Source organism: Halorubrum sp. FL23 (assembly GCF_052439115.2).
In the GTDB taxonomy this organism is placed as follows: Archaea; Halobacteriota; Halobacteria; order Halobacteriales; family Haloferacaceae; genus Halorubrum; species Halorubrum persicum.
The window spans coordinates 320,820-334,013 of sequence record NZ_JBQVRO020000003.1 but is presented as its reverse complement, the minus strand read 5'-3'; the positions used below and the strand labels follow the sequence as shown (position 1 = coordinate 334,013).

Here is a 13,194-nt window from a genome sequence, read left to right as displayed (position 1 = left end):
GGGTCCGGGCTCAGATCGGTCGCTCGTCGACGTACCCGCGCTTGCACTCGGGACAGATGTCGCCCGCGCGCATGGAGTTGCCGTCGGCGGCGCGAGTCATCTCGCACTCGGGGCAGTAGTACTCCGTCGTCACATCCGAGGTCGACGTCTCGAGCTCGGGGCTCTCGCCGCGGGTGATCCCGGCGCCCTCGTCGACCGTCCCGGCGGTTCCGGTCGGGGCGTCGGCCTCGCCCGCCGCCTGCGCCGGCGCCTCGACGTACTCCGCGTCCTCGTCGTCGGTCGGCGCGTCGGCGGCCTCGGGCGTGAGCCCGCCGCCGAACTCCACGTCGCCGGCGTCGCCGTCGCCGACCTCGGCGCTGAACCCCTCGTCCTCGCCGCCGTGTTCGGGCCACGGCGTCGGCTCTCCTTCGCCCTCGCCAGACTCGTCCACGTCGGGCCAGGCGCCGCGCTCGCGGTCGTCCGCGGCGTCGTCCTCCTCGTCGAGGATCACGCCGTCGTCGGTCTCTGCGTGCTCCTCGTCGGCAGGCGCTTCCGTCGCCTCGGCCTCGGGGTAGGCCGCGTACTCGCCCTCGTCGCGTTCGAGACTGTCGCCCGCGCCCGCGGCTCCGTCCGCGGGACCGTCGTCGATCAGCTCTGCGCCGTCGCCCTCGTCGGCGGCGTCCGTCTCCCCGTCCGCGCCCGCCGCCGGCGCGCGCTCCTCGCCGGGCGCTCCCGGCTCAGGCTCCGCACCTCCGGCGTCGACCGCCCCGCGTTCTGCGGGGCCGTCGTCGGCCGGTTCGGGCCCGTCATCGATGATCACGGCGTCGTCGCCGGCGTCGTCGTCGTCGACGCCGACCGCGGCCGTGGTCCCCGCGTCGGGCCCGACCTCGACGCCGCCGGTGCCGCCCTTGACGCCGCCGGTGTCGCCCCCACTGACCCCGGTGCCGGCCGATCCGGATTCCGGGCCGGCGTCGGGGTCCGTCCGCTCGTCGCCCGCGGCGGTGGCCTCGTCGGTCAGCTGCTCCATCGTCGTGACCTCGGTGTTCTCGCTGACCACCTGCGTCTCGCCGCAGCGAGCGCAGGTCTTTACCTCGGTGACGGTAGTGACGACCTCGTTCCCGTCCTCCTCGCGCTCGCGCCGTAGTTCGGGCTCGTCGAAATCGTGCCCGAGCAGACACCTGAGTCCCATTACGCTTCACCTGCGGTTCCGAGGGTAAAAAACGCCCCGTCCGGCGTCGGACGCCCGGCAGACGCGATCCGAGCCGGGTCGGGCCGATCCGGTCGCGCTCTCCGAATCGGCTTGCCGTCCCCGACGATTCTTTGTGGCTCGCTCACCAACCACTCGATCGTCTATGCCGACCGTATCCTACCAAGGCGAGGAGATCGAGTGCGAGAAGGGGGCGATCCTCCGCGACGTGTTGCGGGAGGCGGGCCTCTCGGTGTACAACGGCCGGTCCGAACAGCTCAACTGCCGCGGGATGGGGTCGTGTGGCACCTGCGCCGTCCAAGTCGACGGCGAGGTCAGCGACCCCGGCAAGAAGGAGGCGGCCCGTCTGTGGGCCCCGCCGCACCACCCGAGCCACGACGTCCGCCTCGCGTGTCAGGTCCGCGTCGAGGGGGACGTCGAAGTGACGAAGGGCCGCGGGTTCTTCGGTCAGCACATCTGACTCGGTCGTCGTCGCCGCATTCGCCGGCGCCGTGTTCGGAGCCTCCGCTCCGCTGCGACGCCGTCGCTCGTCGCCGGCCGGACCGACGACGGCGGCAGCGGCGCTCAGTGTCGTAATAAGAACCCGCGTCGGACGTGAATCCGGGGGCGGGCAGAAGTCTCGTTGTCGCGTGTCAGAGTCGCGTTCGGCGTCAGCCGGACCGACCCACCGTATCGGATCGGCTTACTGCCGAACGACGTTGGACGCGCGCGGCCCCTTGGGCGAGGACTCGATGTCGAACTCGAGCTCCTGGCCCTCTTCGAGGTCCGGCCCTTCGACGTCTTCCATGTGGAAGAACACGTCGTCGTCAGCGTCGTCAGTCTCAATAAATCCGTAGCCGCCAGTGTCGTTGAAGAAATCAACCTTTCCGGTCGCCATTGCATTCTAACGAACGCCCCCTCTGGGGATAAGGATTGCGAGTGTACGGTTACCACGTGTCTCGCCGGACAAACGTCTGCAGAACAGTCGAGGATCGAGACGATCGGTGACCGCACACGCGGTCTCCGGGCGAGACCCCGACCGATCCGACAGTTCAGCGACGAAAACGCTCCGAAGCGACGATTCGCCGATGCGATCGCCGCGGGGGACACCCGCGGCCGCTGCGCCGCTTCGGGTGGCGCCCCGACGCTTATGCCCGCCCGAGCCGAACCGAGTCCGCGTGTTCCGCCCCCTCCGCGAAAACGGCCCGGCGCTGCTCGTGCCGGCGGCGTGGACCGTCGCCGCCGCGGCGGTGCTCGGCGTCGTCTCGACCCACGCGCTGTTCGTCGCGCACCTCGTCATGAGCGCCCTCCTCGTCGGGTTCGTCGCCGCCTCCTGGCGGGATATGGCGGCGGGCGTGCTCCGGACGTGGAAGCTCGTGATTCTCGCGGGGACGCCCGTCACGCTCGCGGGCGTCGCGGGGTTTCTCGCGCTGGGCCGGTCCCTCGGCGTCCCGCCGGACGCTCTGCTCGCGCTCTCGCTGTACGGCTGGGCGCTCCTCCCGGCGGCCGGGTTCGTCTCTACCCGGAACCGCGTCGAGACGGGCGCGTGGATCTACGACGTCGGCGCGGTCTGCTGTGTCACTGGGGCGGTCGGCGTCGCGTTGGCGCCCGGCGCAACGTGGACCGCGGTCGCGCTCGGCGTCGTCGGCGCCGGGCAGACGGCCGGCATCCTCGACGCGACGCTCCGGTACTGAGCGCTCCCGACCGAAGTCGCGTGGAGTGTAACCATCCCACAGTATCTCCCGCTGGGGCCCGTACGCCACGTATGGTCGATCCGCAATCTCTCTACGTCGCGGCCACGGGCGCGCTGTTGCTCGTCGCGTTGGGGATCGGCGTCCACGTTCTCCGGAACATCGTGGGCGACGCGCGCGAGATCCGCCGGAGACGCCGATCCGGTGAACTGGAGCGGAACGGCGAGGAGGCGGCCGATCGGGCGTCCCGCCATTCGGAAGGAGTCGTCGGGGACGACGCTCCCTCGGTGCGGTGTCCGCGATGCGGAGCCGCAAACGACGCCGCGTTCGACTACTGTCGCCGCTGCGCGTCGCCGCTCCGCCCCGGCGCGTGATCGTCGCCGTCTGCGGGCTCGGGCCGCGTGTACCACCACGCCCACAGCAGCAACGCGCCCTGCAGCGGGAGCCGCGCCCACGCCGCCGCGCGGGCGACGCCCGAGAGGCGGTCGGGAACGAGATCGGCCGCCACGCCGTCGGTCGCCATGTACACGTTCGCGGGGAAGACGGCGCCGAGCAGCGCCATGAGCCCCCACGCCGACCCGCGTCGCGTCCGGTCGCACGCGACCCCCAGCCCCAGCCCGATCTCCGCGATCCCCGAGAGGTACACGAGGGCGCGCGGTCGCGGGAGTCCGGGCGGGACGACCCGCGCGAACGCCCTCGGCGCGAGGAAGTGCGTGATCCCCGCGACCACGTACGCCGCGCTCATCACGTAGCGGAGCGGGCGCTTCCGGTCCGCGAGCGCTCCGCCGTCGGAGCCATCGACGCCGTCGAAGTCGCTTCCGTCGTCGCTCATCCGCGTCAGTAGCGACGGCGGCGTAATGAGCGTTCCTGCCGGTCGGCATTCGAACGCCGGAAGACGTCGCTGCGCTCGCCTCCCGAGCCCCCGCTCGCTGCGCTCGCGGGGACGGGGGACGGCTCGATCCTCAGTCGCGTGCTCTGCAAGGTCCGATCGCCCCCGGTGTCGATCGACGAGCGCACCTCGGCGCCGGTGGCGTCGGCGTCCTGCTGAGTGCCAATCGTGGCGGTCACGTCGCGACACGTCTGGCCGCACTCGGTGATGCTCTCGATGGCGAACGCGAGCGACGGGTGGGGCGCGGCTGTCGGAACTCGCCCGCATGCCGTCTGTCGTTCCCGATTCACCCCACCCGACAGTTTATTTTCACTCGGTGAGTCGTGTACCGCAATATGGCTGGTTCGGACGACGATCCTCAATCCCGCTCTTTGGTCATCGGGACCTTCACCGCGATGTACGACCACTTCTGGAACGTCCTCTTCACCGGCATCGCCATCATCATCCCGGTGGTCATCACGCTCTACATCGCGCAGATGGCGGTCAGCCTCATCAGGCAAGCACTCGACCCGTTCATCTCGGTGTTGCGCTACTTCAACCTCATCCGGCCCTTCGAGCGCGTCGAGCTCTTCGGCCTCCTCATCGAACTGAACCTCTTCTCGTTCGTCATCGAGTTCCTCACCGAACTCATCGCCCTGCTCATCCTCTTCGGCATCGTCATGGTCGTCGGCGCGGTCGGCCACAATCGGTACGGCGAACAGATCATCGAATTCATCGATCTCACTATCGCCTCCATCCCCGGGGTCGGCACCGTCTACAAGAGCTTTCGCCGCATGGGCGACGTGATGCTCGACAACGAGGCCGAGAACTTTCAGGACATCAAGCTCGTTGAGTGCCTCGGCGAGGAGATGTACGTGCTCGGCTTCGAGACAAGCGCCGCCCCCACCAGCGTCGAAACCTCCGCCGACCACGAAGAGATGATGACGCTGTTCGTTCCCATGGCCCCCAACCCCGTCACCGGCGGCTTCCTCACGTACGTCCCCCGCGACCGAGTCTTCGACATCGACATGAGCATCGAAGACGGCGTCAGAAGCATCCTCACCAGCGGCGTCGCCACCGGGAAAGGAGCCACCGCCAAAGACCCGCTCTCCATGGACGACATCCAGAACGTCGCCAGCGTCGACCAACTACAGAACGCCTTCGGCTTCACACCCGACGAGAGCGAGAGCGACGAGTCCGACGAGTAACACCGCGGGTCGCGTTCGCGGCACGCGAAGAGCGCTGTGGTCTCGCCGGCCCAGGCCGACTGAACCGGCCGTGCGCAGTATCTCGCTCGATCTTCAGTCGCCACTCGTCGTGTCGGTGTGCGGAAACAAGAGTGCCGCCTCCCCGATTCGAACTCGCCGAGACACTCGCCCTCGCTCCGCTCGGGCTCGCGACTCGTCTGCTCAAATCGGTCCGGCGTCGTTTCTTCACCCGCTCGCTGTCGCTCGCGGGTTCGGAATATGCCGCCTCCCCGATTTGAACGGGGGACAGCTCGATCTTCAGTCGAGTGCTCTCCCAATCTGAGCTAAGGCGGCTCGCACTCGGACCAACGCCGATTCGAGACAAAAGGATTTCGAAAGGCGGCGACCGGATCGGCGAGTCGCAGCGCCGCCGCCGGCGACGCGATGTCGGTCCCCCCTATCGCCCGAGACCGCTCTCGACACTCGCTGAACGGCCCAGGAGCGACGGACAGGGACCTGCCAGATGGGAGCGTCCGGAGTCGAACCCGGGTCGTTCCGTCCGCGTTGCTCGCAGCGGCAGAGTGGGACCGCCGCACGGCCGCGGCGCTCGCGAGAGTACTCACGCCGCGAAAGTGGGACCGCCCGGATTCGAACCGGGGTCACGGGCACCCAAGGCCCGGAGTATACCACTAACCCACGGTCCCGTACTCACGTATACCCGCATGGGCCGGTAAAGCGTTTCGTTGCGCGGGCGAGCAGCGTTCGGTCGGGCCACGCTCTCGCCCGCTCGGCTCTCGCCCTCGACGATCCGCTGTCTACTCCTCGTTATCGCGCAGTTCGAGGTCGGCGACGATCTGGTAGGGTTCCGTCCCCTTCCGGATCGCATCGAGCATGAAGAACGCCTCGTCGGGGGCGAGGAAGTGCCTCGTGATCCCGCGACCGAGCGGCGTCGGCTCGAAGCCGTCGATGAACTCCCACTCCAGCAGCTTCCCGATCGCGTGTTTCGTCGGCACCTCGCCGATCATCCGGTCGTTGAGTCGCTTGGCCTTCTTGCCCGCGACGACGACGTTCGCCAGCGTCTCCTCGACCGCGGCGGTCTCGTCGTAGTGGGTCGCCACGTCCTCCATCTCGCCTTTGAGCAGGGTGAACGCGACCTCGTCTTCGGTGCGATCCATGGAGTTGTGGTAGACGCCGTCGGGCTCGACGAGGAGGTAGACGCGACCGCGATCGTGGTAGTCCGGGCGCCCGGCCCGACCGAGCATCTGGGAGAACTCCTGTACTGAGAGCCACTCGATCCCCATCGCCAGCGAGTCGAAGATCACCTGCGAGGCGGGGAAGTCGACCCCGGCGGCCAGTGCCGCGGTGGTGACGACCGCCGAGAGGTCCTGATTCCCGAACTGGCGTTCGACCTTCTTCCGGCGCTTGTAGTCGAGCCCGGCGTGGTACGGCGCGGAGTCGTACCGGAGCTTCCGGCTGATCTCGTGGCAGCGCCGCCGGGAGTTGGTGAAGATGATCGTCTGTCCGCGGTACCCCTTCGAGGATTTCGTGTCGAACTCCCGCTTGACGAGCTTGTCGGCGATGTCGGCCTTCTCGCGGCTGTCCGCGAAGGTGACGTGGCGCTCGATGGGGACGGGGCGCTCCTCGTACTCGATGAGCGTCGCCCGGAGCTTCTCGGCGAGCCACTCGGGGTTCCCGACCGTCGCGGAGAGGTAGACGAACTGGGTGCCGTCGTACCCCGAACGCGTCTTCACCCGCTCCTCGCTGTAGTGTTTCAGCCGCGAGATGAGCCCGTCGAGCCGGTGGCCGCGCTCGCCCTCCTTCAGGGTGTGGACCTCGTCGATGACGACGGTGCCCACGTCGCCGAGGTCCTTCCCGGTCCGGAGCGCGTGGTCGATCCCCTCGTAGGTGCCGACGATCACGTCGGCGTTCGGGTCGAAGCGGTTGCCGTCGTCGTTCACCCGCGAGGAGCCGACGCGGATCGAGACGTTCAGCAGGTCGCCGTAGCGGTCCTCGAAGTCCTCGTGCTTCTGGTTGGCGAGCGCGACGAGCGGGACCAGAAAGAGGAGCTTTCCGTCCCCCTTCAGCGCTCGGTCGATCCCGGTCAGCTCGCCGACGAGGGTCTTCCCCGTCGCGGTCGCGCTCACGACGAGCTGGTCGTTCCCCTCCAGGAGCCCGTTCCGCACGGAGAGGCTCTGGACCGGCAGCAGCTCCTCGAAGCGCCCCTGTAGATGTGCGGAGAGGTCCGGGTGCAGGTCCAGATCCTCGGTCCGGACCGGCGAGATGTCGTCGACGTTGGCGGAGACCTCGTCGTACTTGGTGAGGTCGGGGTCGAGCCCGCCCTGCAGGAGGTTGACGATCCGGTCTAAGTCGCCCGACTCGTACAACAGCTCTTCGACGCGCTCCTCGGCGGCGCCTGTGAACTCGCCTTTGTACGACAGCTCCCGCTCTAACTCTCGGCGGGCGCAGTCCCGGCAGATCAGCTCGCCGTTGTGCTCGATCGCGCCCTCGCTCGTGATGGGGCCGTACCGACCGTCGCTCGCGCAGCGCCGGCAGGTCCGGACCGCCGTCGCCTCCAGCTGGTAGCCGTCGAGCATCTCCTTCAGTCGCGCCCGGTTCTCGGGGGAGGTCTGTTCGGAGATCCGAATGCGGCCGGCCGCGCGGGCGAGATCGACGAACTCGTCGGGCTGACGGGGGTGGTCCTCGCCGTCGCGAATCACGCGGAACTTGCCCGGTCGCGGGCCCGCGGAGGTCTCTTTGAGCTCGAGGCGCCCGCGGAGCACGCGGTTGCCGTCGCGGTTCGCGACGACGGTGTAGTCGCTCCGCGCCTCGTGGAGGAACAGCGTCTCGACCTCGGCCAACTGCTGTGACACTGCGAACTGGTACGCGAGCGAGGTATTTCAGGTGTTCGGCTCGGGGACCGGCGCGGGTGTCGCGTTCGCGGCGCCGCGGCTACGTCACGCGATCGCACGGAGAAAAACCCGCCTCGAACGGACGGGGCGCGTCGGCGGTCGTTACGAGACGAGCAGCTTCTCGCCGCGCTCGACGGTGATCCGGCACGGCGGCGAGAGCTTGTTGTACGCGCGGCGGAACGCCTCCTTCACGACGGACGCCTGCTCGACGTCGCAGTAGGCGGTGAAGACGATGTCGTCCTTGTTGAGCCGCGCGGCGGTCCCGACCGGCTTGCCGAACGCCTGCCGCATCCCGTCGGAGACGCGGTCCGCACCGGCGCCGGTCGCCTGCTTGTTCTCCCGGATGACCTGGTGGGGGAACTTGCGGAGGGTCATCTTGTAGTTGCCCTCGCCGAGCTCCTTGATGAGGTGACGGTTCGCCGAGAGGCGCGCGCTCTCGAGCGAGCCGTGTCGGATCTGGAGTTCCTCCTCGACGCGGAGGCTGATCTGGACGGGGTAGTCGTCCGGCTCCGCGGAGAGGTCGCCCATGTTGTGCTGGGCGATCTTCGAGCCCGGAATGCCCGTGATGTATTCGCGGCGGGTGTACGACGGCTTGTCGATCGTCCGATACATAGAGGCGGGTTTGTCAGACATGGCTACTTGTCCGATGTAGCCGGTGCTGCGGCGATAAAGCCTTCGATACCACGGCGTCGTCGTCGGCTCCGCCCCGCTCAGCGCCGCCGGCTCACGTCTCGGGCGTCGGGTCGAGCGCGACGTGGTCGAACCCGCGCTCCGCGAGTCGCTCGGCGGCCCGATCGGTGATCGAGGGCGCGACGAGGACGCCCCGAACGGCGGGGGCGGCCGCTTCCGTCTCTTCGCCTTCTCCTCCTTTTCCTTCTCCTTCCCCTTCCACCCCAAGCTCTTCCCGAAGCGCCCGCACGTACCGGGCGAGCTGCCCGACCGCGTCCGGGCCCACCCGCCGGCGTTTCAGCTCGATGACGACCGGGGTTCCGTCCGCGTCGACGCCGAAGATGTCCACCGGACCGGCGCTCGACGGGCGCTCGGTCTCGCGGGGTTCGAACCCCGGCTCGACGAGCTCGGGGCGCTCCAGGATCCGGGTTCTGAGGTCCTCCTCGCTCCCGTGGAGGGTGAGGTCTCGGCCGCCGGTGACGGCCATCGCGGAGAGCTGGTGCACGTCGGAAAAGCGGACGGTCAGGGTTTCGTCGGGGCTGGTTCGCGTCGAGCGCACCCGGAGCCGCCCCTCGCGCACCGCGGCGCGGTGCTCCGACCCCGGCGGCTGCCAGTTGACGGGCTGGCGTCCCTCGTCGGTGTGGACGAGGGCGGCGCCGTCGGGCTTCAACACGAGCAGGCGGTCGCCCGCGCCGAGGTCGGAGGCGGCGCGGCCCTCGTAGCTGACGGTGCAGCGGCCGAACACGCTGACGAGGTCGCCGCGCTCGAAGGCGTCCTCGAGCTCCCAGAGGGCCTCGCGGTGGCTCGGGTCGTGGACGCTCGTGACTGTCACTGCCGTCAGTAGTCGGCCGCGGCTGAAAAAGGGCGCGCGCTCGCCCCGCGGTCTCCTCTCACTCCGCGCTGCTCCCGCCATCGCGGCGCGACACCGCGATGCCGGCGACGAAGAGGACGACCCCGAGCGCGAAGGCGCCGATGCGGAGCGTCGTGTCCGAAACGAGGATCCCGGCAACGATCGAGACGCCGAATCCGGCGTGTAACACCGCAGTCAGGTTCATGCGACTGGTTCGGTCGCGTCGCACAAAAGCCGCCCGGCCCGTCGCGTTCGGCGGATCGACCCCCTCGAAACCCCGGTCGGTTCCCGCGCTCCCGGCTGGTCAGCCCCCGCGCTCCCGGCTGTTCAGGTCCCGTGCTCCCAGCTGTCCATGTACTCGCGCTGCTCGTCGCTGAGGTGGTCGTACTCGACGCCCTCGGCGGCGAGTTTGATGTCCGCCACCTCGCGGTCGAGTTCGTCGGGCACGTCGTGGACCCCGGCCTCGTAGCGCTCGCCGTGCTCCGCGAGCTCGCGGACGACGACCGCCTGCACGCCGAAGCTCTGGTCCATCACCTCGACCGGGTGGCCCAGCGCGATCGGGGCAGCGAGGTTGACGAGCCGCCCCTCGGCGATCACGTTCAGCACCCGACCGTCGTCCAGCTCGAACCCTTCGACGCCGTCGCGGACCTCGTAGCGGTCGACGGCGAGGTCGTCGAGGTCGTCGAGGTTCACTTCCACGTCGAAGTGGCCGGCGTTCGCGAGGAGGACGCCGTCCTGCATCTCCTCGAAGTGCTCGCGGGTGATCACGTCGCGGTTACCGGTCGTCGTGATGAACACGTCGCCCGTCTTCGCGGCCTCCCGCATCGGGAGGACCTCGTACCCCTCCATGTGCGCTTCGAGCGCCTTCCGGGGGTCGACCTCGCAGACGATGACGTTCGCGTTCTGGCCGGCGGCCTTCTTCGCGACGCCCTTGCCGCACTGGCCGTAGCCGCCGACGACGACGTTCTTGCCGGCCCACGAGAGGTTGGTCGTCATCGCGATGGTCGCGAGCGACGACTCGCCGGTGCCGTGGACGTTGTCGAACAGCTGCTTCATCGGCGTGTCGTTCACGGCGAAGACGGGGTAGTGCAGCTCGCCGTCGGCGTCCATCGCGCGCAGGCGGTCGACGCCGGTGGTCGTCTCCTCGGCGCCGCCAACGATGGAGTCGATCAGCTCGGGGTACTCCTCGTGGACGAGCTTCACCATGTCCATCCCGTCGTCGACGGTGATGGTGGGCTCGTGGGCGATGCAGGCGTGCATCGCGTCGTAGTACGCCTCGTCGTCGACGCCGCGGACCGCGTAGGAGGTGATCGACTCGTGGGCGTCGAGCGCGGCCGACACGTCGTCGTGCGTCGAGAGGGGGTTACAGCCGGTGATCGCGACCTCGGCGCCGCCGTCGGCCAAGAGTTCGACGAGGTTCGCCGTCTTCGCCTCGACGTGCATCGCCATCGCGATCGTCTCGCCCTCGAGCGGCTGCTCGTCGACGAACTCGTCGCGGAGGGCGTTCAGAATCGGCATATGTTGGAGCGCCCAGTCCATCTTCCGGCGGCCCTCCTCGCGGGCCGTCTCGGGGTCCGAGAGGTGCTGTGACACCGGCGAGTACGCGGTTTCGCTCATATCTCTCGGTTCGCTCACGGCGCACTAAACCCTGCCGACACCGGGCGCGACCGGAAAAAGAACCGTCAGCGACTCGACGACCGAACCGGCGCGCGACGCGCCGTCAGTTACTGCGGGGCGTTCCCGTTACCCGGGCCGTTCCCGTTACCCGGGCCGTTCCCGGCGTCGTCGTCTTCACCTTCATCTTCCTCGTCCGCATCCTCCTCGTCTTCCTCCGCGTCGTCGCTGTCGTCTTCCTCTGCGTCGTCGCTGTCGTCTTCCTCCGCGTCGTCGCTGTCGTCTTCCTCCGCGTCGTCGCCGTCGTCTTCCTCTGCGTCGTCGCTGTCGTCTTCCTCCGCGTCGTCGTCGTCACCGTTCGGACCGGCGTGGCTCGGCGGTCCCTGCTCGTCGTCGCCCTCCGCGTCGTCGTCCTCGTCTGCGTCGTCGCCGTCCTCACCGTTCGGGCCCGCGTGGTCCGGCGGACCCTGCTCGCCGCCGTTCCCGTTGCCCTGACCGGCGTGGTCGGGCGCGTTCCCGGGACTGTCGCTCGCGTTGCCGGCGTCGCTCCCGTTACCCGCGTCGTCCGGGCCGCCCGGGCTCCCGGCGTGGTCCGGAGCGTTCCCCGGGTTGTTCTCCGTCACGAAGTCCGAGACGGCGTCACCGATGCCGCCCTCGCGGTCCTGCAGGTCCTCGACGAACTCCTGGACGACCTGGCCGAAGGGCTGTTCCTCGGTCTCGCCGCCCTCGGCGACCAGATCGACCGTCGTCGAGACTGACTCGTTCTCGTACTCGGCCGTCACGTCGACCGTGACGTTCTCTTCGGCGGCGGGGAGGCCGACGGTGCCGTTCGCGTCGGTCTCGTACTCGCCCTCGCCGGCGTAGGTGACGTTCTGTCTGTCGGCGGTCGTGACGTTCACCGAGGCGTTCTCGACCGCCGCGTCGTCGTCGGTCACCGTGACGACCGGCTCGCCGTCGGCGTCCGACACGTCGAGTTCGAGCCCGTCGGGCGCCTCGAGATCGGTCGTCGTCGAGGCGGTCTGGTTCCCGGCGGTGACGGTCATCTCAACCGTCACGTCTTCCTCCGGAGCGGGAAGGCCGACGGTGCCGTTCGCGTCGGTCTCGTACTCGCCCGTCCCCGCGTACGACTCGTTCGCGGGGTCCGCGACGCTCACGTTGACCGTGGCGTTCTCGACCGCGGTGTCATTCTCGGTCACCGTGACCGTCGGTTCCCCGTCCGCGTCGTCGACGGTCACGCCGAGGTCGCCCTCGGCGGCCGCGACGCCGGTCATCGCGCCGAGCGCGACGACCGCGATCAGCAGCAGGCCAATCGTGCGTTCTCTCATGTGCATCCGGCCCGTGACACCGTTACCGTATAAAAAGGGAACTCCGTTAAGTCGGTTTAAACCGGATTTCACTCGGGTTAACGGGCTTCTCCGGCCAGTTTCGGGAATACGGGTCGAAACGCGGTTCGCACCAACCGATCGGGGAGCTGTTCCCCCCGTCTCGCCCCTCGGACGCGGCTCGGACGCGCGGCCGGCCCCCGCGCTCCGATCGTCGCGCCCCGGCACCCCTCACGGGGCTCGGCCCTCGTCCAGCGCGAGCCGCAGGCCGAATCCGACCAGGACGCTGCCGCTCGCGTATCGGACGGCGCGTCGACCGACCGCCGACTCCAGCAGCAGGTGCCGCGCGCGGTCGGCGAACAGCGCCACGCCGGCGAGATACAGGAGACTGAGACCCGCGTACACCGCACCGAGGACGGACAGCTGGAGGGAGGCGTCCGCGCCCGCCGGGACGAACTGCGGGAAGAACGCGAGCACGAACACGGCCACCTGCGGATTGGTGACGTTGATCGTGACGGCCCGCCGATACGACTCGACGAGCGACCGGTCCCCGGCCCCGGCCGACCCGTCGAGATCGAACGTCTCGTCGTCCCTGAGTAGCCGTACGCCGAGGTACACCAGGTAGGCGGCGCCGACGTACTTCACGACGAGGTACGCCTCGGCCGTCGTGCGCAGGAGCGCGGAGAGGCCGAGGACCGCGGCGCCCGCGTGCACCAACACGCCGGTCGCGGTGCCGACCGCTGCGGCGACCCCGGCCGCTCGGCCGTCGCTGAGACTCTGGGTCACCGTGTATATCGAGTCCGGGCCGGGCGAGACGATGACCGCCGCGACCGCCGGAACGAACGCGAGCACGACGGGCAGATCGATCACGACCGGCCCGTCGCCCGGGCGCCGATTAAAACCCCCCGACGCTCCGGAT

Annotated in this window: 15 protein-coding genes and 2 tRNA genes; 4 read left to right on the top strand and 13 right to left on the bottom strand. The window is 69.2% G+C overall.

Features of this window, described 5'->3' with window-relative positions:
- Positions 1–10 precede the first annotated feature (10 nt).
- Complete coding sequence (locus ACT4MF_RS05760; protein ID WP_444682005.1) at positions 11–1,168, bottom strand: DUF7093 family protein; 1,158 nt, start codon at positions 1,166–1,168, stop codon at positions 11–13.
- 163 nt (positions 1,169–1,331) lie between these two features.
- Between ACT4MF_RS05760 and ACT4MF_RS05755 the strand changes: the two genes are divergently transcribed.
- Positions 1,332–1,646, top strand: coding sequence for a 2Fe-2S iron-sulfur cluster-binding protein (locus tag ACT4MF_RS05755; protein WP_099255779.1), 315 nt, complete (start codon positions 1,332–1,334; stop codon positions 1,644–1,646).
- 222 nt (positions 1,647–1,868) lie between these two features.
- Here the strand turns inward: ACT4MF_RS05755 and ACT4MF_RS05750 are convergent, their stop codons facing one another.
- Positions 1,869–2,063 carry a cold-shock protein gene (locus ACT4MF_RS05750; protein ID WP_004048101.1) on the bottom strand — a complete coding sequence of 65 codons (195 nt, stop codon included), beginning with the start codon at positions 2,061–2,063 and terminating at the stop codon, positions 1,869–1,871.
- A 280-nt stretch (positions 2,064–2,343) separates the two neighbouring features.
- Between ACT4MF_RS05750 and ACT4MF_RS05745 the strand changes: the two genes are divergently transcribed.
- Both ACT4MF_RS05745 and ACT4MF_RS05740 read left to right on the top strand, forming a co-directional pair.
- Positions 2,344–2,859: a hypothetical protein gene (locus tag ACT4MF_RS05745; protein ID WP_444682004.1), complete on the top strand. Its 516-nt coding sequence runs from the start codon at positions 2,344–2,346 to the stop codon at positions 2,857–2,859.
- 71 nt (positions 2,860–2,930) lie between these two features.
- Entirely contained in the window at positions 2,931–3,230 is a 300-nt protein-coding gene (locus tag ACT4MF_RS05740; protein ID WP_099255781.1) for a zinc ribbon domain-containing protein, read from the top strand.
- Here ACT4MF_RS05740 and ACT4MF_RS05735 read toward each other — a convergent pair.
- On the bottom strand, positions 3,188–3,688 hold the full coding sequence (locus ACT4MF_RS05735; protein ID WP_444682003.1) for a DoxX family protein: 501 nt from the start codon (positions 3,686–3,688) through the stop codon (positions 3,188–3,190). The genes ACT4MF_RS05740 and ACT4MF_RS05735 overlap by 43 nt on opposite strands.
- A gap of 5 nt (positions 3,689–3,693) precedes the next feature.
- Complete coding sequence (locus tag ACT4MF_RS05730) at positions 3,694–4,035, bottom strand: hypothetical protein (protein ID WP_512053236.1); 342 nt, start codon at positions 4,033–4,035, stop codon at positions 3,694–3,696.
- Positions 4,036–4,080: 45 nt separating this feature from the next.
- Here ACT4MF_RS05730 and ACT4MF_RS05725 point away from each other — a divergent pair, with 45 nt between their 5' ends.
- Positions 4,081–4,932 (top strand): DUF502 domain-containing protein, encoded by an 852-nt coding sequence (locus tag ACT4MF_RS05725; RefSeq protein ID WP_444682002.1) that lies wholly within the window; start codon positions 4,081–4,083, stop codon positions 4,930–4,932.
- Positions 4,933–5,191: 259 nt separating this feature from the next.
- Here ACT4MF_RS05725 and ACT4MF_RS05720 read toward each other — a convergent pair.
- The 9 genes from ACT4MF_RS05720 to ACT4MF_RS05680 all read right to left on the bottom strand — a co-directional run bounded on the left by ACT4MF_RS05720 (position 5,192) and on the right by ACT4MF_RS05680 (position 13,145).
- Positions 5,192–5,265: transfer RNA gene (locus ACT4MF_RS05720), tRNA-Phe, on the bottom strand.
- Positions 5,266–5,544: 279 nt separating this feature from the next.
- Positions 5,545–5,615: transfer RNA gene (locus ACT4MF_RS05715), tRNA-Pro, on the bottom strand.
- Between the two features lie 111 nt (positions 5,616–5,726).
- Positions 5,727–7,781 (bottom strand): DEAD/DEAH box helicase, encoded by a 2,055-nt coding sequence (locus ACT4MF_RS05710; RefSeq protein WP_444682001.1) that lies wholly within the window; start codon positions 7,779–7,781, stop codon positions 5,727–5,729.
- A gap of 141 nt (positions 7,782–7,922) precedes the next feature.
- Positions 7,923–8,453: a 50S ribosomal protein L16 gene (locus ACT4MF_RS05705; protein ID WP_099255786.1), complete on the bottom strand. Its 531-nt coding sequence runs from the start codon at positions 8,451–8,453 to the stop codon at positions 7,923–7,925.
- 91 nt (positions 8,454–8,544) lie between these two features.
- Positions 8,545–9,321, bottom strand: coding sequence for an endonuclease NucS (nucS, locus tag ACT4MF_RS05700; protein ID WP_444682000.1), 777 nt, complete (start codon positions 9,319–9,321; stop codon positions 8,545–8,547).
- Positions 9,322–9,379: 58 nt separating this feature from the next.
- Entirely contained in the window at positions 9,380–9,544 is a 165-nt protein-coding gene (locus ACT4MF_RS05695; RefSeq protein WP_180271806.1) for an FXYD domain-containing ion transport regulator, read from the bottom strand.
- 122 nt (positions 9,545–9,666) lie between these two features.
- Positions 9,667–10,956 carry an adenosylhomocysteinase gene (locus ACT4MF_RS05690; RefSeq protein WP_099255788.1) on the bottom strand — a complete coding sequence of 430 codons (1,290 nt, stop codon included), beginning with the start codon at positions 10,954–10,956 and terminating at the stop codon, positions 9,667–9,669.
- Between the two features lie 107 nt (positions 10,957–11,063).
- Positions 11,064–12,278: a hypothetical protein gene (locus ACT4MF_RS05685; RefSeq protein WP_444681999.1), complete on the bottom strand. Its 1,215-nt coding sequence runs from the start codon at positions 12,276–12,278 to the stop codon at positions 11,064–11,066.
- 228 nt (positions 12,279–12,506) lie between these two features.
- Positions 12,507–13,145, bottom strand: coding sequence for a LysE family translocator (locus ACT4MF_RS05680; RefSeq protein WP_099255789.1), 639 nt, complete (start codon positions 13,143–13,145; stop codon positions 12,507–12,509).
- Positions 13,146–13,194: the final 49 nt, after the last annotated feature.